We start from the raw sequence: 22,612 nt of genomic DNA, 5'->3' as shown, positions 1-22,612 counted from the left end.
CCCGTTGGTGCCGAAGAACTGCTGGGTCAGCCGGTCGAGCTCACGGAACGGGTCGGTACGCATCAACATGTCACAGTCTCCTTCCACACCACTCGGATCCGGATCGGCGGTCTACCGCCGTCGTGCCTGACAAACGATGGAATGAAGTTTCCTGTTCCCAGCAACGCAGATTTCGAAGGGTCAACCCCCGAGGCAATCCGATGCCCGCCGCAGCGCCAAGCTGTGGCGGGCGGGATCGGACTCAGCTGTCGGCGAAGGATGAGACGCGCTCATTCACCCGGAGGGGAATCACGACCATCGATGCGCGAACCGTTGCCGGGACGTGCCGCCTTGATCGCGTCACGAGACGCCGGGCCGGTGTTCCTCTTGGGTCGTTGCCGGCGAGCACTGTGGGCTGGCAGCCACGACCGGCTCGGTCACATCGGCGCGCCGTGCCCTCCTGCTATCACCTCCTTGCCGCTCGCTCACCCTTTCTCTTCACTTGTTGATGGCGTCCACGCGGGGTGACGGAGGAGACCGCTCCCGAGCCCCCACCCGGCGGGCTGTCCGCGTGAGGTCGCCACGTCCGGCCCACACAGGCGGGCCGAGCGTGCGGCCCGCATGACCGGGACGACCACGGCGATCCCGCGCGGGGCGTGGTGGACGGCGAACGGGAATGTCCGGCTGACCGGCAGTGGCGCCGAAGTTGGCGGCGATGATCGCGTCGAACTCGGCGTGCACCCACAGTCGGTCGGCGCAGACCAGATCGGCGAAGCCGCGCTGCCCGGCCTCCGGTCCCGCGGGGCGGGGAACGCTCGTGCGGTCCATCTCGATCACTCCCAGGTCACCATCACCAGGTTCCTGACCGATACTTTTCTTATAGTCGAGACTGTAGATTACGTCAAGACATTGCTGAAGATAAGGTGGAGGAGGCCCAGTTCGCGAGCCGATGGGTGACGTCGGTGCTCACCGCCGCGCTGCGATGCCCCTGTGCGGAGACGCGCTTGCCGGAGCGGACGGCCCGGAGCCAGGCGGCGACGGTTGCGGCCGCAGGCAGCACATCGCCGCCCAGCGCGGCGGTGATCAACAGGTCCTCCCCGCAGCCGGTTTCCACCGCGACCGCCCAACCGCGCTCGGCGGTCCAGATCAGCGCCGCGTCCCGGTCCGGGTGACCGGGCAGCCGCTGGTCCAGCGCGATGTAGGCACTCGGCGCATCGGCCCACTCGCACCAGGCCGCTTCCGGTCCGGCACCCACCGCGGCGGCGACCCGGGCGGTGTAGTGGCGTAGGCCGCGTTCGGCCAGCTCGGGCAGGATCTCGTCGTCCGCCTGCTCGACGACAGGCATCAGCGTCACGGCACGTTCCCGGTCGGCTGGACGTGACGGGTAGGCAGGCCGATGCGGCTTTTCAGTAGCCAGACTCGTTGTCACTGGTGTCCTCGATGGGGTGGGACCGCGGTGGCGCAGCGGGTTCGGCTGTGGGGCTGGATGCTCGTGTTCGTGGCGTCGGCGGCGGACAGATCCGGTCCGGCCTCCGGACAGCGGCTGGTGTGGCCACCATCCGGAGGCCGATTCGGCTGGGCCGTGATCAGTTCGCTGGCACGATCGCGTCAACCTCCGTGCACGGCAGGGCGAGGAACTCCTGCGGGTCTGTCCGCGCAGCCGGCTCCATGGCGATCACCGGGTCAGGCGTTGATCTCCTTGCGGGTGTCCTGCCCACCGCTGATCTCGATCTTGCGGGGCTTGGCCTGCTCGGCGATCGGGATCCGCAGTGTCAGCACGCCCACGTCGTAGGCGGCCTTGATCTGGTCGGTGTCCAGGGTGTCACCGAGGAACAACTGCCGGGAGAACACACCCAGGGGACGCTCGGACACCTGCATCTCGACCGACTGGTCGGTCCTGGTGGGGCGGCGTTCGGCCTTGACGGTGAGCACATCCCGCTCGATGTTCACCTCGATCGCGTCGGGGTCGACGCCGGGCAGGTCGAAGGCGACGACGAACTCGTCCCCGGCGCGGTAGGCGTCCATCGGCATCGCCGTGGGACGCGACCAGGTTCCGGCGGCGTTGGTGAAGACCTGCTGGGCCAGCCGGTCGAACTCGCGGAACGGGTCGGTGCGCATCAACATGACGTTTCCTCCCTGTCGTGTCGGCTCTGGCGTCAACGCGCACCACAGATTTAACATGTCGTCGAAACGATGACAAGCACCGATGTCACCGAAATGATGACAACCTTGGGAGGGTGGGGGAGGGCACGGACCCCGCTGGCAGCCCGAGTCCAGCTCGCGGCCCGCGAGCGGTAGGTGGCCAAACCCACCTCGTGAGTACCGCAGCGTACTCACGAGGTGGTGGCCTGATGCCGGCAAAGATTGCTTCGGCGGTGCTGATGCGGCTTGGCGTTAGAGATCGCTTCGGCGGTGCTGATGGCGCCTCGCCGTTAAAGATTGCCTCGGCGGTGCTGATGGCGCCTCGCCGTTAAAGATTGCCTCGGCGGTGCTGATGGCGCCTTGCCGTTAAAGATTGCCTCGGCGGAGCTGATGGCGCCTTGCCGTTAAAGATTGCCTCGGCGCTCCTGCTCGCGCTCGATGGCCTCGAACAGGGCCTTGAAGTTGCCCTTGCCGAAGCCGAGCGAGCCGTGCCGCTCGATCAGCTCGTAGAACACGGTGGGGCGGTCACCGATCGGCTTGGTGAAGATCTGCAGCAGGTAGCCGTCCTCGTCGCGGTCCACCAGGATGCGGTGCTTCTTGAGCACCTCGATCGGCACCCGGACCTGCCCGATCCGCGACCGCAGCTCGGGGTCGTCGTAGTAGGAGTCGGGGGTGTCGAGGAACTCGACGCCCGCGTCCTTCATGGCGTTGACGGTCGCGATGATGTCGTTGGTGGCCAACGCGATGTGCTGCACGCCGGCGCCCTCGTAGAACTCGAGGTACTCGTCGATCTGCGAGCGCTTCTTGGCGATCGCGGGCTCGTTGAGCGGGAACTTGACCCGGTGGTTGCCGTTGGAGACCACCTTGGACATCAGCGCCGAGTAGTCCGTGGCGATGTCGTCGCCAATGAACTCCGCCATGTTCACGAAGCCCATCACTTGGTTGTACCAGTCGACCCAGTAGTCCATCTTGCCCAGCTCGACGTTGCCCACGCAGTGGTCCACCGCCTGGAACAGCCGTTTCGGCGCGCCCTCGCGGCGCCGGACCGAGCTCTCCTTGGCGACATAGCCGGGCAGGTAGGGGCCGGTGTAACGGGACCGGTCGACCAGGGTGTGGCGGGTCTCGCCGTAGGTCGCGATCGCCGCGAGCCGGACCGTGCCGTGCTCGTCGGACACGTCGTGCGGCTCCTCCAGCACGGTCGCGCCCTGCGCCCGCGCGTGCCGCACGCACTGGTCGACGTCGTCGACCTCGAGCGCGAGGTCCACCACGCCGTCGCCGTGCCGCCGGTGGTGGTCGAGCAGCGGGCTGTCCGGGGCCACCCCGCCGTTGATCACGAACCGGGCCGAGCCGGACTTGAGCACGTAGGACTTGCGGGACCGCTCGCCGGTCTCCGGTCCCGAGTACGCGACCAGGCTCATCCCGAACGCGACCTGGTAGAACCAGGCGGTCTGAGTGGCGTTGCCCACAACGAAGACCACCGCGTCCATGGCCCTGACCGGGAACGGGTCCTTGGCCGAGTCGTACTCGACCAGGCCGACCAGCTGCTTGAGCTGGTCGAAGCTCACGTCGTCCAGCTGAGATTCGGGGCGTCCCAAAGTGTCGGTCATGCCGTCCAGCATCGATCTGACCACGCAGTATGAGCAACACTTACTCGTTCAGCTGTACAGGTTGTACAGACAAAGACCGACAGCCACCGAAAGAGTGTGCATTCCGTCCACCGCGCCCCAAGCTCAACTTGCATTGTCTGCAAAAAAGGTCGATGCTTGGGCCAGGCAACTAGTTGCAACAGACAACAATCTATTTCGTCGGGAGTGGGTGTGATGACTGCTGAGGTGGCGACCGAGGCCGACCTGGCGATCGTCGAGGACCTCGGGTATCAGCTCGTCCGCCTGCTCAGCATGATCAACCGGGCAAAGGCCCAGTTCGCGGGTACCCATACCGCGGACGGGATCGAACGGGCGGCATACGCGCTGCTCGCCCGCCTGGTCACGGCCGGGCCGCACCGCACGACGGCACTCGCCGACGCGGTGCACTCCGACACGTCCACGGTCAGCCGGCAGGTCGGTTCGCTCGTGCAGCACGGACTGGTCAAGCGCGAGGCCGACCCGGAGGACGGCCGCGCCTGCCTGCTCGTCGCCACCGAAACCGGCGAGGAGGCGTTCCGGCGGGCCAAGGAGGCCCGGACCAAGCACATGGCGGCGATCCTGGCCCAGTGGCCCGCGGCCGACCGCAGGACATTGGTGCAGCTCCTGCGCCGGCTGAACGACGACTTCGAGAACTATCACCCAATGGGGGACACCCGATGACCGAGACCGCCGCCGCGCCCGCCGTGGCCGCCCCGAGGCTGAGCCATCGGCAGGTGGTCACCATCCTGTCCGGCCTGATGCTGGGCATGTTCCTGGCCGCGCTGGACCAGACCATCGTCGGTACCTCGATCCGGACCATCGCCGACGACCTCAAGGGCCTCGACCTGCAGGCCTGGGCGACCACCGCGTACCTGATCACCTCGACGATCGCCACGCCGATCTACGGCAAGCTGTCGGACATCTACGGCCGCAAGCCGTTCTACCTGCTGGCCATCACGTTGTTCGTGATCGGCTCGCTGGCCTGCACGTTCTCCCAAAGCATGTACCAGCTCGCGGCCTTCCGGGCGCTGCAGGGCCTGGGCGCCGGTGGTCTGATGTCGCTGGCGTTCACGATCATCGCCGACATCGTCTCGCCCCGGGAACGCGCCAAGTACCAGGGCTACTTCATGGCCGTGTTCGGCACGTCCAGCGTGCTGGGCCCGGTGCTCGGCGGCTACCTGGCCGGCCAGCACGAGATCTGGTTCACCGCGGGCTGGCGCTGGGTGTTCCTGGTGAACGTGCCGATCGGCATCGTCGCGCTGTTCGTGGTGGCCAGGGTGCTCAACGTGCCGCACGAGCGGCACGACCACCGGATCGACTGGTGGGGCGCGGTCACGCTGGTGATCGGCATCGTGCCACTGCTGATCGTGGCCGAGCAGGGCCGCGACTGGGGCTGGGACTCGCAGCGGGCGCTGCTCTGCTACGGCATCGGCGTGGTCGGGCTGATCCTGTTCGGCCTGGTCGAGTCGAAGATGAAGGAAGCCGCGCTGATCCCGTTGCGGCTGTTCCGCAACTCCACCTTCACCATGGTCATCATCGCCGGTGTCATCCTCGGTGTGGGCATGTTCGGCGGGATCACGATGGTCCCGCAGTACCTGCAGATCGTGAAGGGCGAAAGCCCGACCCAGTCAGGTCTGCTGATGCTGCCGATGATGCTGGGCATCATGGTCGCCTCGGCCATCTCCGGCCAGATCACCTCGCGGACCGGCCGCTACAAGATCTTCCCGGTGATCGGCTCGCTGTTCCTGACCGGCGGCATGCTGCTGTTCCACCAGGTCGAAGTGGACAGTCCACTGTGGCAGCCGATGGTGTACATGGCCGTGTTCGGTCTCGGTCTCGGTATGTCGATGCAGACGCTGACCATCGCGGCGCAGAACGCGGCCCCGCAGCGGGACATGGGCGTGTCGACCGCCTCGGCGACGTTCTTCCGGCAGATGGGTGGCACCCTCGGGGTCGCGGTGTTCCTGTCGGTGCTGTTCAGCACGGTCGGCGACAACATCAAGGACGCGTTCACCCGGATCGCGCCGACACCGGCGTTCCAGGCCGCGCTGGCCGACCCAGCGGTGCGCGCCAACCCCAACAACGCCCCGGTCTTCGCGGCGCTGCAAGGCGGTGGCGGCGCGGGCTCGGCGTTGCAGGACTCGTCGTTCCTGCAGAAGGCCGACCCGCGGCTGGCCCGTCCGTTCCTGGAGGGCTTCACCGACTCGATCCAGCTGGTGTTCCTGTGCGCGGCCGGCGTGATGATCCTGGCGTTCGTCGTGGCCGTGTTCATCAAGGAGATCCCGTTGCGCACCAACGCTCCCGCGGCGGCGGCGATGATCGAGGGCGGCGACGCCCTGGTCGAGACCCCGGCGCCGTCGGCGGGCAAGCACGCGCAGCCCGAGGTCGAGGAGCCGGTCGTCCTTGCCGGGCAACGGATCCACGGCCTGATCCAGCAGGGCGACGGGGCCGCGGTCGGTGGCGCCGTGCTGACGTTGATCGACCACTCCGGACAGCAGGTCGCCCGCGCGAACGCGGATCCGGCTGGGCGGTACCACATCCAGGCTCCGGGAGCAGGTGCGTACGTGCTCATCGCGTCCGCGCCGGGACACCACCCGCACGCCTCCGCGCTGAAGCTGGACTCCGAACCCGCGGTGCTGGACGTGACTCTGCTCGGCGCCGGTGAGGTCGCCGGGGTGATCACTTCGGATCCCGGTGGTGCGGCGGTGCATTCGGCGACCGTGACGTTGACCGACCGCAGCGGCGAGGTGATCAGTTCGCACGCCTCGGCCACGGACGGCAGCTACCGGTTCACCAGTGTGGCGGCCGGCCCGTACACCTTGGTGGTCAACGCACCGGGGCACCGCCCGACGGCGATCCCGTTGTCCGTCCCCGAAGTGGGTGAAATCCGCCAGGACATCGTGCTCTCCAGTGGCGCACAGCTGAGCGGTATCGCCCGCAACCACCGGGGCGTCCCGATCGCCGAGGCCCGCATCACGATCGTCGACGAGCACGGCGCGGTCATGACGGTCACCACGACCGACGACAACGGCTACTACCAGATCGGCAACCTCGACGAGGGCGAGTACACCGTCATCGCGAGCGGCTACGCACCCACCGTCGACCACCTGAAACTCGCCGAGGGAGAGCACACGACGCACGACGTGACCCTAGGCTTCGAGGAGTGGAAGTAACCCAGACCGACGGTCCGCTGGACTCGCTGGACGCCCGGCTGCTGCTGTTGCTCACCGACGAGCCGCGGCTGGGCGTCCTGGAGTGTTCCCGCCGCCTCGGCGTCGCCCGGGGCACCGTGCAGGCACGCCTGGACAAGCTGGTCCGGACCGGGATCCTGGCCGGTTTCCCGCCCGCCCTGGACCTGGCGGCGATGGGGTACGGCCTCACCGCATTCGCCACACTTGAGATCGCGCAGGGTCACCGCGGCCCGGTCATCCGCGGTCTGAGTGCCATCGATGAGGTATGCGAGGTGCACGCCACCACCGGAACGGGCGATCTGCTGGTACGGATGGTGGCCCGCTCCAACGACGACCTCCAGCGAGTCATCGACGACGTGGTGAACGTCCCGGGCGTGAACCGGATGTCCACCTCGATCGCCCTCTCCACGCCGATCCCGCCGAGATTCCGCCCGTTGCTGGAACGGGTCGCCGACGCCTGACTCCTGCCTAGAATGGCGGCGATGCCAGCAAACGCAGCCCCCGCGCGCACGCTTGACCAGGCGTACCGGCACTTCGCGCCGGCCGAGACTTCGCCGCTGTACCAGCGGGTCGCCATCGCCCTGAGCGAGTCTGACGAGGCGTTGCGCGCCATCGAGGCGGCGCCACCACGCAAACGGCACCCCACACTGATCCTGGCGGCGCTGCACGACCTCGCCCTCGCCGGAAAAGCCCCTGCGCTCGCTGCGGCCTACGCCGACGCGGACGGCGAGGCAGTCGCCAGTGCGGCGATCGACACCCTGCTGGGCCGGACCGGCGAAGTCGTGGACATCGTCACCCGCCGGGAGACGCGGACCCACGAGACCGGGCGCTGCGCCGTGCTCTATCCGGCCATCGCCGAAGTGACGCACCGCATGGGCGCGGACACGATCGGGTTGATCGACGTGGGCTGTTCCGCCGCCCTCAACCTCAACGTCGATCGAGTGGCTCTCGAGTACAGCGACGGGACGACACTGGGTGACCCAGCATCGCCCGTGCGGATGGGGTCCACGGTCAGAGGACGCGCGCCCATCCCCACCTGGGCCATGCCGGAGGTCGTCACCCGGATCGGCATCGATCTCGACCCGCTCGACGTGACTGTCCCGGACGACGCCCGATGGCTGCGCGCCTGTCTACCGCCGGAACAGCGGGAACAGGCCGAGCGGCTCGACGCGGAGATGGCCTTGGCCGCGACCGCCCCGCCGCTGTTGCTGCGAGGTGACGCCGTCGACCTGTTGCCCGACGCCCTCGCCCGCGTGCCCGCGAACGCTCTGCCGGTGGTCCTCACGACGTGGGCGTTGTCGCAGTTCTCACTCGAAGCCCGCCTGCGCTTCCTGGACCGCCTCGACGAGGCGGCCACCCATCGGCCCGTGGCCTGGGTGTCGGTTGAGGGCGTCGGTGCCGCGCCGGCGATCCCGACGCTCGGCGACCGCCGCGCCTCCGGCCACAGCATCATCGGCCTGGCGGTGTTCGAGCACTCGGCCCTGCGCGTGGCGGCCGTCGGCCGCTGCTGGTCGCGTGGCCGCTGGCTGGCCTTCTCGACCTGACGCGGCAGGCCGCCCGGAAATGCCGAAGCGGCAGGTCTCCGGACCCGCCGCTTTGACGACACACGACCGCCGGCACCCCGGCGGAGGCTCTGAGCATCAGGCCGAGTAGGGCACCGCCTTGATCAGGGTCACCTTCTGCGAGGCGCCGCTGGGCAGCTCGTACTCACGGGTCTCGCCCTCCTTGGCACCCAGCAGGGCACGGCCCAGCGGGGACTCGGGGGAGTAGACCTCCAGCTCACCCTCGGCGCCCTCCTCACGGGTGGCGAGCAGGAACTTCTCCTCCTCGTCGTCGCCGTCGTAGCGGATGGTGAGCACCTTGCCCGGCTCGGCCAGGCCATCGTTCGCCGGGGCCTCGCCGACCTTCGCGTTGCGCAGCAGCTCCTGCAGGTGCCGGATGCGGGCCTCGGCCTGGCCCTGCTCCTCGCGGGCCGCGTGGTAGCCGCCGTTCTCCTTGAGGTCGCCCTCTTCCCGGCTCGCGTTGATCTTCGCGGCGATGACCGGGCGGTTCTCAATCGCCTCGTCAAGCTCCTGCTTGAGGCGGTTGTAGGCATCCTGGGTCAGCCAGGTCACCTTGGTATCGCTCACGGCCACCAACTCCTCGTCCACCTCCGGGCCCGCAGGGTCGCGGGCCGGGTAGTTCCGGCACGGCACGTCCCGGAACGCCAAAACACGGCCCGCCAGGGGCCGTGCCGGTGTACGAGGATAACACGATCCGTAGTGATCATGCATCCGAAATGTCCGATTTGTCGCCAATTGGCTTAGGTTTCACTCCGTTGGCGGTGCCCCCGTCAGGTAGGCCGGCACCTGGTAAGAGCAGCCGAAAACGTCGGCCGTAACCGGTTCCCCGGAACTGCGGATCACCGTCGTGACCGTGGTGGAGCTCCCACCAGGTGGGACGAGGACCTCCTTGCGGCCGCCCTCGGAGCCGTCGACGACCCGGGCCCGCACCACGCACACCGCCGCGCGTGACGGAGAGTCACGAATCACATCGAAGGTGATCTTGATCGACGAGGCGTCCACCACGCTGTACCCGGTTCGCTGGGCGTCGATCGGGGTGCTGCCCAGGTTCACGTACCCGACGTACGCGATCCCCGTCCCCAGCAGCAGACCGGCCCCGGCGAGCACCCACTTGCGCACCCGGCTCGCGGGCCGTGCCCGTGCCGAGCCGTACCGCCCTTCCGGCAGCTCACGCCCGGCGACGCTGGCGCGGGTCTCAGCTCTCACCAGTCTCCCGATCCGCCTCTAATCGTGGTGGGGGCGGGCCCGCTTGGCGGGTCGGCCCTTAATACAGTCGGTGCCACAGGGAACAATGTGGCGCGCGTACTTGCTGAGTATGAGCGGGGTCGTACGGCGCCGAAACTCGGGGGTGCGCCGAACCACAAGGTTGAGGGAGTCTGATGGCGGAGAAGCTGCGGCTGATGGCGGTACACGCGCACCCGGACGACGAGTCCAGCAAGGGCGCCGCGACCATGGCCAAGTACGTCGCCGAGGGCCACGAGGTCATGGTCGTCACCCTGACCGGTGGCGAGCGCGGCAGCATCCTCAACCCGGCCATGGACCGGCCGGACGTGCTGGAGAACATGACCGAGCTGCGCCGCGAGGAGATGGCCAAGGCCGCCAAGATCCTCGGCGTCCAGCACCACTGGCTCGGCTATGTCGACTCGGGCCTGCCCGAGGGCGACCCGCTGCCGCCGCTGCCGGAGGGCTGTTTCGCGCTCGTCCCGACCGAGGAGGCGGCCGGCAAGCTGGTCGCCGTCATCCGTGAGTTCCGCCCGCACGTGATCGTCACCTACGACGAGAACGGCGGCTACCCGCATCCGGACCACATCAAGTGCCACGAGGTGTCCGTGGCGGCGTTCGAGGCCGCGGGCGATCCCGAGCGTTATCCCGAGGCGGGCGAGCCGTGGACCCCGCTGAAGCTGTACTACTCGCACGGCTTCTCCCGCGTCCGGATGAAGGCCATGCACGACGCCATGGAGGCGCGCGGCCTGGAGTCGCCGTACAAGGAGTGGCTGGCGAAGTGGGACCCGGACAAGGGCGATGTCGCCGACCGGGTGACCTCGCGGATCGAGTGCGGTGAGTACTTCCACGTCCGCGACGACGCCCTGCGCGCGCACGCCACCCAGATCGATCCCAACAGCCGCTGGTTCGTCATACCCTTGGAGCTGCAGCGCGAGGTGTGGCCGTTCGAGGAGTACGAGCTGGCCCGCTCGCTGGTGGACACCACGCTGCCGGAGGACGACCTGTTCGCCGGCATCACGGAGAAGGTGAACGCGTGAGCTTCGGGGCTTTTGAGAACACGGTCGCGATGGTGGCGGTCGCCCAGCCGCCGCCCAAGCCGGACGACCCGGGCGGCCGCGGCGAGGATTTCGGCAAGTCCTCGCCAGTTGGATTGCTTGTGCTGCTTGTGTTCCTGGTCGCGGTGGCATTCTTGGCCAGGTCCATGACCAAGCACCTCAAGCGGGTCCCGGCCAGTTTCGACCCACCTGAGCAGGAGAAAGCCGAAGACAAGAGCGAAGACAAGCAGAACGGCTCCTGACGAGACCGGTTCGTTATGAACCGATGACGACCGGTTTCCGTGTGCTTGGTGGCTGGCGGTCGCCAGCGTGTCGGGAACCCAATGGAGCCAACAAAAATGAATCGTGCACGGAAGATCACGGCCGGTCTCGCGGTCGCCGCTCTGGCGGCGGTCGGCATCGGCGCGGCAGCGCCGGCCAGCGCATCGTACGGCCAGCCGAGAGTGCCCGAGGTGCTCAAAGTCCCGGACGGCAACAAGTTCATCGGCTTGTTCCCGGCCAAGGGCGTGCAGACCTATCAGTGCACCAGCAACGCGTGGACGTTCGTTCAGCCGGACGCCATCCTGACCAGCCATGGCCGTCCGGAGATCCTGCACACCAAGGGCCCGGTGTGGACGTCCGTGCTGGACGGCAGTTCCGTGACCGGTTCCGCGGTCGCCAACTCCCCGGTCCCCAACGCCATTCCCGAGCTGCTGCTCAAGTCCGTGGGCAACCGCGGTCCGGGCAAGCTCGCCAAGGTCACCTTCATCCAGCGGTTGAAGACCAAGGGCGGCGTCGCACCGACCGGTTCGTGCACCGACGGTGTCACCGCCTCGATCCCCTACTCGGCCGACTACGCGTTCTACGAGGCCAAGTAACCCCAGCTGAGGGCGGCCTTCACGGACGGGGTCGGGGGTGAAGGCCGCCCTCGCTCACAGCCGGGGATCCACCGGCTCGGATTCCATCGCCAGCACGGCGAAAACGCACTCGTGCACGCGCCACAAGGCGTCACCGCGGGCCACGCGATCGAGTGCTTCGATGCCCAGCGCGTACTCCCTTCCGGCAAGGGAACGCTTCCGGCCCAGGAAACGCCGTCGAAGCCGGTCGAGGTGCCGCGGTTCGGTGTAGTCCGGGCCGTAGATGATCCGCAGGTACTCCCGCCCGCGCACCTTCACTCCCGGCTGGACCAGGCCCTTCGGTCCGCGCACGAGGTTGGCCATCGGCTTGACCACCATGCCCTCGCCGCCGTTCGCGGTCAGTTCCTCCCACCAGGCAATGCCTTTGGCCACCGACTCGTCGTCGGATGTGTCGACGATCAGACGTCTTGTTGGTGTGAACAGCCCAGGATCGTTGGCCACCAACCGATCCGCGATCTCCAGGTGCCAGGAGTGCGGCCTGTCCGCGAACGACTGACCTTCGGCCGCGAGGATCTGGAACGGCGCCAACGTCACACCCTGCAAGCCGTCAGTGGGCCAGCAGTAACGCCGGTATGCCTCCCGGTAGCCGGCGGCGTTGGCCGACCGCGAGCGTGTGCGGCCGAGCAGCTCGGCCACATCGATCCCGCGAGCGTCCGCTTTGGACAGCACGTCGATCGACGCGTCCAGCGCCATCGTCGCCGCCGCGCCGACGGGGGCGTACTGGTGCGCGATCAACCCGCCCGCCTTGGCACTCCACGGCATCAGCTCCGCGTCCAACAGCAGCCAGTCGGTGTTCAGCTCATCCCACAATCCGCCGATCCCGGCGCGGACCCGCACGAGCAGCTCCTCGGTCAACGCGGGCCCGAAGAACGAACGGCCGGTCCGCGTGTACACCGCGCCGCTGCCGTCGATCCCAAACCGGGCCAGCCCGGAGTCCCGGCACACCAGCACGACCGCACGCGAACCCATGTGCTTCTCCTCGCACACAACGGTTCGCACCCCGTCCGCCAGATACCCGGCGAACGCCTCACGCGGGTGCTCCAGCACGTCCGGTAGCGCCGACGCCTCGGTCGGGCTCATCGTCGGCGGCAGGTACAGCAGCCAGCGCGGGTCGACCGCGAACCGGCTCATCACCTCCAACGCCGCCGCGGCCTGGTCCGCGCGCACCGAGATGCGGCCGTGGTGCTGGGTCTCCACGATCCGCCGGCCCGTGACATCGCCGAGGTCGAGCACGTCCGGGTCGCGCCGGCCGACCGGCGGCAGCTCGGGCGCGGCGATCAGCGGCTTCACCGGCTCGTACCAGACCTGGTGCGCCGGAACGGAAACGACCTCGCGCTCGGGGTAGCGCAACGCGGTCAGCTTGCCGCCGAACACGCACCCGGTGTCCAGGCACATGGTCCCGTTGACCCACTCCGCGGTCGGCGTCGGCGTGTGTCCATAGAGGACCATCGTGCGACCGCGGTAGTCGTTGGCCCAGGGATAGCGCACCGGCAGGCCGTACTCGTCGGTCTCGCCGGTGGAGTCCCCGTACAGCGCGAAGCTACGGACGGCACCCGACGCGCGCCCGTGGTAATGCTCCGGCAGACCCGCGTGCGAAACGACGAGCTTGCCGCCGTCGAGCACGTAGTGCGCGATGAGGTCGCCGCAGAACCGCTCGGCACGCTTGCGGAAGTCCTCCGATTCGGCGCCCAGCTGGTCCAGCGACTCGGCGAGCCCGTGCGAGATCCGGACCTTCCTCCCGCGCAACGCCCGGACCAGCTTCTGCTCGTGGTTTCCGCAGACACAGAAGGCATGCCCGGCCTCGACCATGCCCATCACGAGCCGCAGTACGCCGGGCGTGTCCGGCCCCCGGTCGACCAGGTCGCCGACGAACACCGCACGGCGACCCTCCGGGTGCGCGGCGTTGACCGGGCGCCCTTCCTCGTCGCGTTCCAGCACGTACCCGAGTTCGACCAGCAGTTCCTCCAGTTCCGCGCGGCACCCGTGCACGTCGCCGATCACGTCGAACGGCCCGGTCTCTTGGCGTTTGTCGTTCAGCAACGGCTCGACGACGATCTCGGCCTCGTCCGCCTCTTCCGGGGTACGCAGCACGTACACCCGCCGGAAGCCCTCCTTTTCTAGGCTGTGCAACGACTTGCGCAGTTCGTTGCGCTGTCGCCGGATGACGTGTGCACCGAAGTCGCGGTCCGCACGGGTCGCGTTCCGTTCCACGCACAGGCCTTCGGGCATGTCCAACACGATCGCCACGGGCAGCACGTTGTGCTGCTTGGCCAGGTTCAGCAAGGGCTGACGGGAGAACCGTTGCACGTTGGTGGCGTCGATGACCGTGACCCTGCCCGCCTGCAACCGTTTCGCCGCGACGTAGTGCAGCGCGTCGAAAGCGGGTTCGGTCGCGGACTGGTCGTTCTCGTCGTCGGACACCAGGCCGCGGAAGTAGTCGCTGGACAGCACCTGCGTGGCCGCGAAGTGCCTGCGCGCGAACGTGGACTTGCCCGAGCCGGACACACCGACCAGGACGACCAGCGCCATGTCTGGGATGGACAGTCTCATGCGGACACCTCGAACACCGCGAGCTGGGTCGGCGGGCCGACCTCGGGATCGTCGTCACCGACGGGGAGATAGCGGACCGTGTAGCCGTTGCGTCCGGCGACGCCATCGGCCCAGTCACGGAACTCGGCCCGCGTCCACTCGAACCGGTGGTCCCCGTGCCGGAGCTTGCCTTGCGGCAACGTCTCGAACCGCACGTTGTACTCGACGTTCGGCGTGGTCACGATGACCGTGCGCGGCTTGGCCGAGCCGAAAACACTGCGTTCCAAGGCAGGCAGCCTGCTCTCGTCGACGTGTTCGACGACCTCCATCAGAACGGCCGCGTCGTACCCGATCAGGGACTGGTCGACATACGTGAGTGCGGACTGACGCAGAGCAAGTCGTGCCTTCACACGATCCGGCGAACGTTCGAACCGGCGGGCGGCGATCGCCAACGCGCTCGCGGACACGTCCACGCCGAGGATCTCGGTGAACTCCGGCTCCTTGACCAGATCCCGCAACAACGCGCCGCCACCGCAGCCCAGGTCGAGCACCCTCCGCGCACCGGCGGCCTTGAGCTGCGCAATGACGTTTTCCCGGCGCAGCACGGCAAGCGGCTGCGCCCGATTCGGCTCGGTGGCCACAACCGGCTCCGCCAATGCGTTGTCGAGCTCGTCCTCTTCGGCCTCGTCGGCTTCTGCCAAGCGTGTCAAGGCAACCTGGACGTACGCGTTGCGGTGAGCCAGGTACCGGCGGCTGATCAGCGCGCGTTCCGGATGCTCGGCCAGCCAGCCCTCACCGGCCCGCAGCAGCTTGTCGATCTCCTCCTGGGTGACCCAGTAGTGCTTCGCGTTGTCCAGCACCGGCAGGAGCACATACAGGTGCCGGAGGGCGGCCGACAGCCGCATGGTCCCGGTCAGGTGCAAGTCCACGTACGGAGCGTCACCCCAGTCCGGGAAGGCCGGATCCAAGGGCACCGTCGTCGCGCGGACATCCCAGCCCAGCGGCTCGAACATCCTCGTGACCAGGTCGGTTCCGCCGCGCGCGGGCAGCGCCGGGACGTGGATCGCCAGCGGGATCGCCTCGTCCGCCAGCTCCTGCCTGCCGCTGATGCCGTTCATGGCCGTGCGGAACACCGTGCCCAACGCGACCGCGAGCATCGACCCGGCCGCGTACGGGCGGTCGTTGACGTACTGGGCCAGGCTGAACGCGCTGTTGTGCTTGCCCCGCACCAGCTCGATCGGATCGATGTCGACCAGCAGCGCGGCCGTGCACTTGGTTTCGGTCGCGACCGGGTAGAAGACGTGCGCGGTACCGGCCGCGACCGGGAAGGACTGGGCCCGTTCGGGATGCTTGTGCAGCAGGAAGCCGAGGTCGGTCGCGGGCTGGTGGGTCGTGGTCAGGGTGAGCAACACGCTCCGCAGTATCCCGATTCACCCGTCAGCTCTCACCTTGTTTGCGGAACTACCCTGAAAGCATGCCGAATCGTCTGGCCGAGGCCACCAGCCCGTACTTGTTGCAACACGCAGACAACCCGGTCGACTGGTGGCAGTGGTCACCGGAGGCGTTCGCGGAGGCGCGGGACCGCGATGTGCCCGTGCTGCTGTCCATCGGGTACGCGGCCTGCCACTGGTGCCACGTGATGGCACACGAGTCGTTCGAGGACGACGACACGGCCGCGCTGATGAACGCGAACTTCGTGAACATCAAGGTGGACCGCGAGGAACGGCCGGACATCGACGCGGTCTACATGACCGCCACGCAGGCGATGACCGGGCACGGCGGCTGGCCGATGACGTGCTTCCTGACGCCGGACGGCGAGCCGTTCCATTGCGGCACCTACTATCCGCCGACGCCCCGGGGCGGCATGCCGTCGTTCAAGCAGCTCCTGGCAGCCGTCGTCGAGGCGTGGCAGCAACGGTCCGATGAGGTCAGGACCGCCGCGGGCAAGTTGGTGACGTCGCTGGCGCGGCATTCCGAAGCCCTGCCGACGTCCGCTGTGGACAGCGCGGTGCTCGATGGCGCGGTGGTGTCGCTGCTCGGCGACTTCGACCGGAAGAACGGCGGTTTCGGTGGGGCGCCGAAGTTCCCGCCGTCGATGGTGCTGGAGTTCCTGACCCGCCACCACGAGCTGACCGGGTCCGCGGATGCTCTGTCCATTGTGGAGTACACGGCGTCGGCGATGGCCGCGGGCGGCATCTACGACCAGCTCGCCGGCGGGTTCGCGCGGTACAGCGTGGACGCCGGCTGGGTGGTTCCGCACTTCGAGAAGATGCTGTACGACAACGCTTTGCTGCTCGGGGTGTACACCCATCTGGCCCGGCTGACCGGCCGGTCCCGGTACGAGCGGATCGCCACCGAGACCGCCGGCTTCATCCTGCGCGACCTCGGCACACCGCAGGGCGGCTTCGCGGCCTCGCTGGACGCCGACACCGACGGCGTCGAAGGGCTGACCTATGTCTGGAAGCCCGCCCAGCTCGTCGATGTGCTCGGCGCCGAGGACGGTGAGTGGGCCGCTTCGCTGTTCGAGGTGACCGATGAAGGCACGTTCGAACACGGGACGTCGACCCTGCAGATGCTGATCGAGCCGAACGACTGGGACCGGTTCCACCGGGTCCGGGCCGCGTTGCTGGAGTTCCGGTCGAAGCGGCCGCAGCCGGGCCGGGACGACAAGGTGGTCGCCGCCTGGAACGGCTTGGCCATCGAGGCGTTGGCCCAGGCCGGGGCGGTGTTCGACGCGCCGGAGCTGATCGAGGCCGCGCGCCGGGCCGCCGGGCTGCTGCTCGACGTGCACATGGTCAACGGCCGGTTGCGGCGGACCTCGCGTGATGGCGTTGTCGGCACCTCCGCGGGTGTGCTGGAGGACTACTCGTGTGTGGCGTCCGGGCTGCTGGCACTGCACCAGGCCACCGGCGAGATCCGCTGGCTGGACGGGGCCGTGGAACTGCTGGACTGGGCACTCGAGCGGTTCGCCGACTCGGAGAACCCGGGGGCCTACTTCGACACGGCCGACGATGCCGAGGCCCTGGTGCACCGGCCCGCCGACCCGAGCGACAACGCCTCGCCCTCGGGCGCGTCCGCGTTGGCATCCGCCCTGCTCACGGCGTCCTCGTTGGTCGGTTCATCGCGCGCGGGGACCTATCGGGACGCGGCAGAGCAAGCGGTTGCGCGCGCCGGGTTGCTGGCCGCTAGGGCGCCGCGGTTCGCCGGGCACTGGCTCGGCGTGGCGACCGCGATGCTGCAGGGACCGATCCAGGTGGCCATCTCCGGAACTTCACCCGAACTGCTGGCGGTCGCGCTGGCGAAGGCACCCGGGGGAGCGGTGGTGCTCGCGGGATCGCCCGATTCGGTACCGCTGCTCGCCGACCGTCCCCTGGTCGACGGAAAACCGGCCGCTTACGTGTGCCGTGGGTATGTGTGCGACCGCCCGGTGACCACAGTTGCCGAGCTCGAGGCCGCCCTTAGCTCTCAGTGAACACGCTGCCGTTGCACATGGAACAGGCGTAGCTTCAGTAGTGATGTAATGATGTAATCAGAGCTACGGAGTACGTCATGTTTGGAGTGCGGCATATGGGACGCGGAGGCTGGCACGGCGGACGAGGGCACGGCCGGGGCGGCTGGCAGCAGGCCGACCTGCCGTCGGCCGACGACGCGGCGGCATGGTTCGCCGGACGCCTGCCGGATGACTGGTACACGGAGCCCCCGACGGTGTCGGTGGACCGCGAGGAGATCATCATCGTCGGCACGCTCGCGGCGCCGGAGGGCGAGTTCGAGGACGACGCGGCACGGGCGGCCGCGGAGGCCGGCCGGATCAGCCGGTACCGCGAGCAGACCCGCGACGAGCGGATCGAGATCGCGCGGCAGGCCGAGCACCGCTACGGCCGCAAGATCGCCTGGGGCGCCAGGTGCGGCTCGTCCGAGGAGCTGTTCACCACGATCTCGGCGCCGGTGATGACCCGGCTGCGCCAGCCCGAGCGGCTGATCCTCGACACCCTGGTCGACGCGGGCGTGGCCCGGTCCCGCTCGGAGGCGCTGGCCTGGGCCGTGCGCCTGGTCGGCCAGCACGCCGAGTCCTGGCTGGGCGAGCTGCGCGAGGCCATGTCCAAGGTGGACGACCTGCGCGCCAAGGGCCCTGAGCTGTAAGACGTTGCTGTCATGACTTTCCGGGGGAACAAGAACTGCCCTGTTCCCCCGGAAACCTCAGTCGACGTTGAACTGGCGGTCGGTGACCAGTGTGACGAGCGCCGCGTCGTTGAGCGGGTAGTCACTGCGTGGGTTGTTGTTCGGCAGGCCGTAGCGCGCGGCCGTGGACACTGAGAACCCGGTCGTGTTGTAGATGAACACGGTCGTGCCGTCGGTGCGGAAGTGCGTCGCGCCGCGTTCCCGCGGGATCTTGTTGTCGCCCGGCACCCGGACGTTCTTGATCACCACGACGCTGCCGTCGGGCTGGGGAAGGCGTTCGCAGCCACCCACTTCGGGCTGCGAGTCGCACTCGTCCGGCCCGGACCGGATCCGGCCGGCGCCCTTCCCGGACACCACGACGTTGATCGATGCGGGGCCGATGCCGTCCCGGAACTGGATCGTCGCACTGGTCATGTCCCAGCCGATGGCCTCGTCCGGGTAGTCCTGACCGGCCTGGATGACCTCGATCTCCTTGGCGTCGGGCTTGATCGACGGCAGGACCCGCAGCAGGTGGTCGCGGTTGCGGTTCACCTGCTTGGTGAGGTCATGTGCCGGATCGGTTGGTTTGTTCGGTGACTGCGGGTGCCGGCTGGCCGGGACCTGGGTCGCGGCGGTGATCGGAGTGCCCAGGGAATCGCGGCCCCCGGTGTTCACCACCACGAAAGCCGCGACAGCCGCCACCGCGAGGGTTCCGGCGCCCGCGGCCAGGCTGGCGCGGCGGTTGCGCCGGCGTTTCGCGCCCAGCTCGGCGATGTCGTCGGGGTCGAACCCGAGCGCGGGTTCCCTGAGCGTGAGGGTGCGCAGCCCTTCGGTGATCTGGTGCTCGTCCAGTACCTGCTCCTCTCGGCCGGTTCCAGCCGGGCGATGACCGCAGGGCCTCCAGGAGGTCCCCGCAGTAGCACATGACGACTGCGGCACGTTGTTTTGGCGGGATCTGCGCGAGAGCGATCAGCAGGGCATCGGAGATGCCGGTACTCCGGTCGACGTGCTGGGTGTCCGGGACGACACCGTCCCGGCTCTCCCGGCGCCGCCACGGCCTGCGCTGCTCGTCCAGCCAGCAGCGCAGCAGGATCTGGCGGGTGTACTTGTCCAGCGCACCACCGGCGTGCACCTTCGACCAGGCCTTGTAGAGCTTGAGCAACGCCGTCTGGACGAGATCCTCCGCCAGATGCCAGTCCCCGCACAGCAGGTACGCCGTGCGGCGCAGCGGCAGGGTCCTGCTCCTGGCGAAGTCACGGAACGCCGTGTCGTCCTTCATCCGACCCCCTCGCGCCTTGTCCCGGTGTTACCTACGGACGGCGCGGGGGCCGGGGTTGCAACGACGAGCTAGGGGTACATGGCCAGCCAGATCGCCACGTAGTGGCAGATGGCGGCGAGGATCGTGGCGGCGTGGAAGAACTCGTGGTGGCCGAAGTGCCCGGGCCACGGGTTCGGCCACTTCGTGGCGTAGAAGACCGCGCCGACGGTGTAGAACAGGCCGCCGACCAGGATCAGCACCAGCGCGGCGACACCGGCGTGGGACAGCAGGTCGGGCAGGACGAAGATGGCGACCCAGCCCAGCGCGATGTAGATCGGCGTACCGACCCAGCGCGGGGCGTGCGGCCAGGCGAGCTTCATCGCCGTCCCGGCCAGCGCGCCGCCCCAGACCACGGCCAGCACGACCAGGCCGGTGTCCCGCGGCATGGCCAGCAGCGAGAACGGCGTGTAGGTGCCGGCGATGAACAGGAAGATCATCGAGTGGTCCAGGCGCTTCATCCACGCCCTGGTCCGCTCGCTCTCCCACCACGTCCGGTGGTACAGCGCGCTCACGCCGAACAGGCCGAGCACTGTGGCGCCGTAAATCGATGTCGCGAGGGCAGCCGTTCCGGATACGGTCGACGCCGCGAGCGAGATCAGGGCCGCGCCCGTGGCGATCGAGACGAAAAAGGACCAGAAGTGGAGCTTGCCCCGCATGCTCGGCTTGTCAGCGGGTGTTGGCCGTTCGATGGTCGCAGCGGTCACGATCGTTGAGGTTACGGGACCGTAGGTAGGCCCGACAGCCCCCAGACCCGTCTCCACAGGGTGTTCACAGGTTGTATGCGGTGCATGCGGGCGATCATGTCCTCGTCGCCCGATGTGGGTAACCTGTTCGGACGTGGCCCGGAGTTGGATACGTAGGCGCGCTGCCGACATCGTCTACGGCCTTTATGAGCGTCGGCTGTCGTGGCAGGTCAAAGGCCTGCAACGGCCGCGGCATGTGGCCGTCATGCTGGACGGCAACCGCCGGTGGGCGCGAGAGGCCGGGTTCACGGACGTCTCCGACGGGCACCGGGCCGGCGCGCAGCGCATCCACAACCTGCTCGAGTGGTGCCAGGAGTCCGGTGTGGAGGTCGTCACGCTCTGGATGCTCTCCACGGACAACACCAGCAGGCCGGACTCGGAGCTGGTGCCGTTGCTGGAGATCATCACCGACGTGGTGGACGAGCTCGCCGAGCCGGGCCGCCAGTGGCAGCTCCAGATCCTCGGAGCGCTCGACGTGCTCCCGTCCGAGGTCGCGGACAAGCTGACGGCGGCAGCCGCGCGTACGCGCGGCCGTGGCGGCCTGAAAGTCAACGCCGCGGTGGGTTACGGCGGCCGCCGGGAGATCGCCGACGCCGTCCGCAAGCTCCTGCTGCAGCACGCCGAGGCCGGCACCTCCATCGAGGAGCTCGCCGAGGTCCTCAGCGTCGACCACATCGCCGAGCACCTGTACACCTCCGGCCAGCCCGACCCCGACCTGGTCATCCGGACCTCGGGGGAGCAGCGGATGTCGGGTTTCCTGCTCTGGCAGTCGGCCTACTCCGAGATGTGGTTCTGCGAGGCCTACTGGCCCGACTTCCGCCGGACCGACTTCCTGCGGGCGATGCGGGACTTCGCCATCCGCCACCGCCGCTTCGGCTCCTAGCTCACCTCGCGCGCGGGCTTTGTGGTCCCGGCATGGGAAAGCGCCGGGAACCCCGTGGGCTCCCGGCGCTTGGACACCTGGAGGGTGTCAGTCCTCGATGCCACCCTCAGCGCAGCTGTGGGTGATCGACGGGGACAGCACCGGCACAGCGGCACCCAGGACACCCACGTTGTTGCCGCAGGCGCCGACGATCACGTTGAGGTTGATGTCCTTGACGATGTCGATGTCGTTCAGGTTGACCAGGCCGACCTGGCCGTTGTGCGCGGAGTTGATGTCGCGGTGGTGGGCCTGACCGGCGAATGCCGGTCCGCCGAGCATCAGCAGGCCCGCCGCGGCGGCGGCAACAACACCAGCCTTCTTCAACACTTCAACACGCTCCTTGGGTACGGGGTGGTATTCGAGAACAATTGCGGCTCTCTCGTCGCAAGAACCTACTCCCGATCCACCGGAATACCGGCCCGGATTCCCCTATCGTGTGAAGGCAGGCGGCCAACAATCCCCATTCCGGTGATATCCGGCTGACCTCGCGTGTCGCTGTTCCTGGGCATTCACCGATCATGATCACGCTGTGTCAGTGGATCGCCCGATCGATTGATGGCGTATTTCCGGGCACGAAAAAGCGCGAAGGGCGCCGGGAGGCCCGACGCCCTTCGCGCTGGTGAGTCAGTCAGAGCTGAGTCACTCGCCGTCGACGATGCCGCCGGCCGCGCAGCTGCCGGTGATCGACGGGGACAGGATCGGCACAGCGCCGCCCAGCACGCCGACGTTGTTGCCGCAGGCACCCACGACGCCGTTGATGTTGATGTCCTTGACGATGTCGATGTCGTTCAGGTTGACCAGGCCGACCTGGCCGTGCTTCGCACCGTTGATGCCACCCATGTCGTGGCCCTCACCGGCGAAAGCCGGGGCGCCGAGCATCAGCAGACCGGCCGCGGCGGCGGCAATCACACCAGCCTTCTTCATCACTTTGTCCACACTCCTGAAGTCGGGGATCTTGCCGAGAACCACGAGAGTCCCGCTGTTCTCAGGGCAAGAAACTACTCGGGCCATGGCGGCCTCACCGGGCGAATTCCACGATTGTGTGACCCGGTAATGGTCAATATCGCCTAATCCGGTGTAGTTCGATTTGTTGCACTTTCCCGGCGCGTCCCGGTTGCGCGCCGCGTTCCACCTGCTACGCAGGGCGATCGTCGCAGCGGCGGCGATCCCGGACGGCGTCGTGGATCGAGAAGATCAACTACTTATTGTGATCAGCATCCCCCTTACGGAGGATGTTGACCAGGTGACCATCAGGTGACCGGCTGCCG

General features: G+C 68.2%; 23 protein-coding genes and 2 pseudogenes. 11 read left to right on the top strand and 14 right to left on the bottom strand.

Annotated elements, in window-relative coordinates; genetic code table 11:
* From AB0J95_RS41565 to hppD, 5 genes and pseudogenes are all read right to left on the bottom strand, one after another.
* Nucleotides 1-69: pseudogene (locus AB0J95_RS41565) on the bottom strand (Hsp20/alpha crystallin family protein); the annotation flags it as partial.
* Nucleotides 70-477: 408 nt separating this feature from the next.
* Nucleotides 478-816: a hypothetical protein gene (locus tag AB0J95_RS41560; protein WP_364770671.1), complete on the bottom strand. Its 339-nt coding sequence runs from the start codon at nucleotides 814-816 to the stop codon at nucleotides 478-480.
* Between the two features lie 64 nt (nucleotides 817-880).
* Complete coding sequence (locus tag AB0J95_RS41555; RefSeq protein ID WP_364770669.1) at nucleotides 881-1,324, bottom strand: DUF6292 family protein; 444 nt, start codon at nucleotides 1,322-1,324, stop codon at nucleotides 881-883.
* A 338-nt stretch (nucleotides 1,325-1,662) separates the two neighbouring features.
* A complete protein-coding gene (locus AB0J95_RS41550) occupies nucleotides 1,663-2,103 on the bottom strand; it encodes an Hsp20/alpha crystallin family protein (RefSeq protein WP_364770667.1) in 441 nt (146 codons plus the stop codon).
* Nucleotides 2,104-2,525: 422 nt separating this feature from the next.
* Complete coding sequence (gene hppD, locus AB0J95_RS41545) at nucleotides 2,526-3,728, bottom strand: 4-hydroxyphenylpyruvate dioxygenase (RefSeq protein WP_364770665.1); 1,203 nt, start codon at nucleotides 3,726-3,728, stop codon at nucleotides 2,526-2,528.
* 213 nt (nucleotides 3,729-3,941) lie between these two features.
* Here hppD and AB0J95_RS41540 point away from each other — a divergent pair, with 213 nt between their 5' ends.
* Genes AB0J95_RS41540 through AB0J95_RS41525 form a run of 4 tightly spaced genes read left to right on the top strand, consistent with a single transcriptional unit; the run spans nucleotide 3,942 to nucleotide 8,481 of the window.
* Entirely contained in the window at nucleotides 3,942-4,427 is a 486-nt protein-coding gene (locus tag AB0J95_RS41540) for a MarR family transcriptional regulator (RefSeq protein ID WP_364770663.1), read from the top strand.
* Nucleotides 4,424-6,919, top strand: a complete 2,496-nt coding sequence (locus AB0J95_RS41535; protein ID WP_364770661.1) for an MFS transporter — start codon at nucleotides 4,424-4,426, stop codon at nucleotides 6,917-6,919. The genes AB0J95_RS41540 and AB0J95_RS41535 overlap by 4 nt, the downstream gene beginning before the upstream one ends.
* Nucleotides 6,910-7,398: an Lrp/AsnC family transcriptional regulator gene (locus tag AB0J95_RS41530; RefSeq protein WP_364770659.1), complete on the top strand. Its 489-nt coding sequence runs from the start codon at nucleotides 6,910-6,912 to the stop codon at nucleotides 7,396-7,398. Before AB0J95_RS41535 ends, AB0J95_RS41530 begins: the two co-directional genes overlap by 10 nt.
* Nucleotides 7,399-7,419: 21 nt before the next feature.
* A complete protein-coding gene (locus AB0J95_RS41525; RefSeq protein WP_364770657.1) occupies nucleotides 7,420-8,481 on the top strand; it encodes a DUF2332 domain-containing protein in 1,062 nt (353 codons plus the stop codon).
* Between the two features lie 96 nt (nucleotides 8,482-8,577).
* Here AB0J95_RS41525 and greA read toward each other — a convergent pair whose 3' ends face one another.
* Together greA and AB0J95_RS41515 are read right to left on the bottom strand one after the other, a co-directional pair.
* Nucleotides 8,578-9,075 carry a transcription elongation factor GreA gene (gene greA / locus AB0J95_RS41520; RefSeq protein WP_364770716.1) on the bottom strand — a complete coding sequence of 166 codons (498 nt, stop codon included), beginning with the start codon at nucleotides 9,073-9,075 and terminating at the stop codon, nucleotides 8,578-8,580.
* 171 nt (nucleotides 9,076-9,246) lie between these two features.
* Entirely contained in the window at nucleotides 9,247-9,705 is a 459-nt protein-coding gene (locus tag AB0J95_RS41515; RefSeq protein WP_364770655.1) for a DUF4307 domain-containing protein, read from the bottom strand.
* Nucleotides 9,706-9,878: 173 nt separating this feature from the next.
* Here AB0J95_RS41515 and mca point away from each other — a divergent pair, with 173 nt between their 5' ends.
* From mca to AB0J95_RS41500, 3 genes are all read left to right on the top strand, one after another.
* Nucleotides 9,879-10,760, top strand: a complete 882-nt coding sequence (mca, locus tag AB0J95_RS41510; protein WP_364770653.1) for a mycothiol conjugate amidase Mca — start codon at nucleotides 9,879-9,881, stop codon at nucleotides 10,758-10,760.
* A gap of 29 nt (nucleotides 10,761-10,789) precedes the next feature.
* Complete coding sequence (locus tag AB0J95_RS41505; RefSeq protein WP_364770715.1) at nucleotides 10,790-11,020, top strand: hypothetical protein; 231 nt, start codon at nucleotides 10,790-10,792, stop codon at nucleotides 11,018-11,020.
* A 96-nt stretch (nucleotides 11,021-11,116) separates the two neighbouring features.
* Complete coding sequence (locus tag AB0J95_RS41500) at nucleotides 11,117-11,635, top strand: DUF3455 domain-containing protein (protein WP_364770651.1); 519 nt, start codon at nucleotides 11,117-11,119, stop codon at nucleotides 11,633-11,635.
* Between the two features lie 54 nt (nucleotides 11,636-11,689).
* On the opposite strand, the gene AB0J95_RS41495 is transcribed toward AB0J95_RS41500, so the two are convergent.
* Together AB0J95_RS41495 and AB0J95_RS41490 are read right to left on the bottom strand one after the other, a co-directional pair.
* Entirely contained in the window at nucleotides 11,690-14,224 is a 2,535-nt protein-coding gene (locus tag AB0J95_RS41495) for a polynucleotide kinase-phosphatase (protein WP_364770649.1), read from the bottom strand.
* Nucleotides 14,221-15,615 (bottom strand): 3' terminal RNA ribose 2'-O-methyltransferase Hen1, encoded by a 1,395-nt coding sequence (locus AB0J95_RS41490; protein WP_364770647.1) that lies wholly within the window; start codon nucleotides 15,613-15,615, stop codon nucleotides 14,221-14,223. The genes AB0J95_RS41495 and AB0J95_RS41490 overlap by 4 nt, the downstream gene beginning before the upstream one ends.
* A 62-nt stretch (nucleotides 15,616-15,677) precedes the next feature.
* Here AB0J95_RS41490 and AB0J95_RS41485 point away from each other — a divergent pair, with 62 nt between their 5' ends.
* On the top strand, nucleotides 15,678-17,675 hold the full coding sequence (locus tag AB0J95_RS41485) for a thioredoxin domain-containing protein (RefSeq protein WP_364770645.1): 1,998 nt from the start codon (nucleotides 15,678-15,680) through the stop codon (nucleotides 17,673-17,675).
* Between the two features lie 95 nt (nucleotides 17,676-17,770).
* Complete coding sequence (locus AB0J95_RS41480; RefSeq protein ID WP_364770643.1) at nucleotides 17,771-18,343, top strand: hypothetical protein; 573 nt, start codon at nucleotides 17,771-17,773, stop codon at nucleotides 18,341-18,343.
* 57 nt (nucleotides 18,344-18,400) lie between these two features.
* Here AB0J95_RS41480 and AB0J95_RS41475 read toward each other — a convergent pair whose 3' ends face one another.
* Nucleotides 18,401-19,300, bottom strand: coding sequence for a hypothetical protein (locus AB0J95_RS41475; protein WP_364770722.1), 900 nt, complete (start codon nucleotides 19,298-19,300; stop codon nucleotides 18,401-18,403).
* Between the two features lie 47 nt (nucleotides 19,301-19,347).
* On the opposite strand from AB0J95_RS41475, the gene AB0J95_RS41470 reads away from it, so the two are divergent.
* Complete coding sequence (locus AB0J95_RS41470) at nucleotides 19,348-19,512, top strand: hypothetical protein (RefSeq protein WP_364770720.1); 165 nt, start codon at nucleotides 19,348-19,350, stop codon at nucleotides 19,510-19,512.
* On the opposite strand, the pseudogene AB0J95_RS41465 reads toward AB0J95_RS41470, so the two are convergent.
* Both AB0J95_RS41465 and AB0J95_RS41460 read right to left on the bottom strand, forming a co-directional pair.
* A pseudogene (locus AB0J95_RS41465) lies at nucleotides 19,470-19,640 on the bottom strand (sigma factor); the annotation flags it as partial. The gene AB0J95_RS41470 and the pseudogene AB0J95_RS41465 overlap by 43 nt on opposite strands.
* A gap of 68 nt (nucleotides 19,641-19,708) precedes the next feature.
* On the bottom strand, nucleotides 19,709-20,335 hold the full coding sequence (locus AB0J95_RS41460; protein WP_364770713.1) for a hemolysin III family protein: 627 nt from the start codon (nucleotides 20,333-20,335) through the stop codon (nucleotides 19,709-19,711).
* 181 nt (nucleotides 20,336-20,516) lie between these two features.
* On the opposite strand from AB0J95_RS41460, the gene AB0J95_RS41455 reads away from it, so the two are divergent.
* Nucleotides 20,517-21,305, top strand: a complete 789-nt coding sequence (locus tag AB0J95_RS41455; RefSeq protein WP_364770641.1) for an isoprenyl transferase — start codon at nucleotides 20,517-20,519, stop codon at nucleotides 21,303-21,305.
* A gap of 87 nt (nucleotides 21,306-21,392) precedes the next feature.
* On the opposite strand, the gene AB0J95_RS41450 is transcribed toward AB0J95_RS41455, so the two are convergent.
* On the bottom strand, nucleotides 21,393-21,671 hold the full coding sequence (locus tag AB0J95_RS41450) for a hypothetical protein (RefSeq protein ID WP_364770639.1): 279 nt from the start codon (nucleotides 21,669-21,671) through the stop codon (nucleotides 21,393-21,395).
* A gap of 312 nt (nucleotides 21,672-21,983) precedes the next feature.
* Nucleotides 21,984-22,268 carry a hypothetical protein gene (locus tag AB0J95_RS41445; RefSeq protein ID WP_364770637.1) on the bottom strand — a complete coding sequence of 95 codons (285 nt, stop codon included), beginning with the start codon at nucleotides 22,266-22,268 and terminating at the stop codon, nucleotides 21,984-21,986.
* Between the last annotated feature and the right edge of the window lie 344 nt (nucleotides 22,269-22,612).

This window comes from Actinocrispum sp. NPDC049592, from assembly GCF_040675465.1.
Classification (GTDB): domain Bacteria; phylum Actinomycetota; class Actinomycetes; order Mycobacteriales; family Pseudonocardiaceae; genus Kibdelosporangium.
Note: the sequence above shows the minus strand (reverse complement) of the source record. Positions and strands in the feature narration are given on the sequence as shown.

Coding starts and splice junctions, on each gene's coding strand:
- AB0J95_RS41555 (WP_364770669.1), bottom strand. CDS start 1,324: ATGCCTGTCGTCGAGCAGGCGGACGACGAGATCCTGCCCGAGCTGGCC.
- AB0J95_RS41550 (WP_364770667.1), bottom strand. CDS start 2,103: ATGTTGATGCGCACCGACCCGTTCCGCGAGTTCGACCGGCTGGCCCAG.
- hppD (WP_364770665.1), bottom strand. CDS start 3,728: ATGACCGACACTTTGGGACGCCCCGAATCTCAGCTGGACGACGTGAGC.
- AB0J95_RS41540 (WP_364770663.1), top strand. CDS start 3,942: ATGACTGCTGAGGTGGCGACCGAGGCCGACCTGGCGATCGTCGAGGAC.
- AB0J95_RS41535 (WP_364770661.1), top strand. CDS start 4,424: ATGACCGAGACCGCCGCCGCGCCCGCCGTGGCCGCCCCGAGGCTGAGC.
- AB0J95_RS41525 (WP_364770657.1), top strand. CDS start 7,420: ATGCCAGCAAACGCAGCCCCCGCGCGCACGCTTGACCAGGCGTACCGG.
- mca (WP_364770653.1), top strand. CDS start 9,879: ATGGCGGAGAAGCTGCGGCTGATGGCGGTACACGCGCACCCGGACGAC.
- AB0J95_RS41505 (WP_364770715.1), top strand. CDS start 10,790: ATGGTGGCGGTCGCCCAGCCGCCGCCCAAGCCGGACGACCCGGGCGGC.
- AB0J95_RS41500 (WP_364770651.1), top strand. CDS start 11,117: ATGAATCGTGCACGGAAGATCACGGCCGGTCTCGCGGTCGCCGCTCTG.
- AB0J95_RS41495 (WP_364770649.1), bottom strand. CDS start 14,224: ATGAGACTGTCCATCCCAGACATGGCGCTGGTCGTCCTGGTCGGTGTG.
- AB0J95_RS41485 (WP_364770645.1), top strand. CDS start 15,678: ATGCCGAATCGTCTGGCCGAGGCCACCAGCCCGTACTTGTTGCAACAC.
- AB0J95_RS41480 (WP_364770643.1), top strand. CDS start 17,771: ATGGGACGCGGAGGCTGGCACGGCGGACGAGGGCACGGCCGGGGCGGC.
- AB0J95_RS41470 (WP_364770720.1), top strand. CDS start 19,348: ATGCCGGTACTCCGGTCGACGTGCTGGGTGTCCGGGACGACACCGTCC.
- AB0J95_RS41460 (WP_364770713.1), bottom strand. CDS start 20,335: ATGCGGGGCAAGCTCCACTTCTGGTCCTTTTTCGTCTCGATCGCCACG.
- AB0J95_RS41445 (WP_364770637.1), bottom strand. CDS start 22,268: ATGAAGAAGGCTGGTGTGATTGCCGCCGCCGCGGCCGGTCTGCTGATG.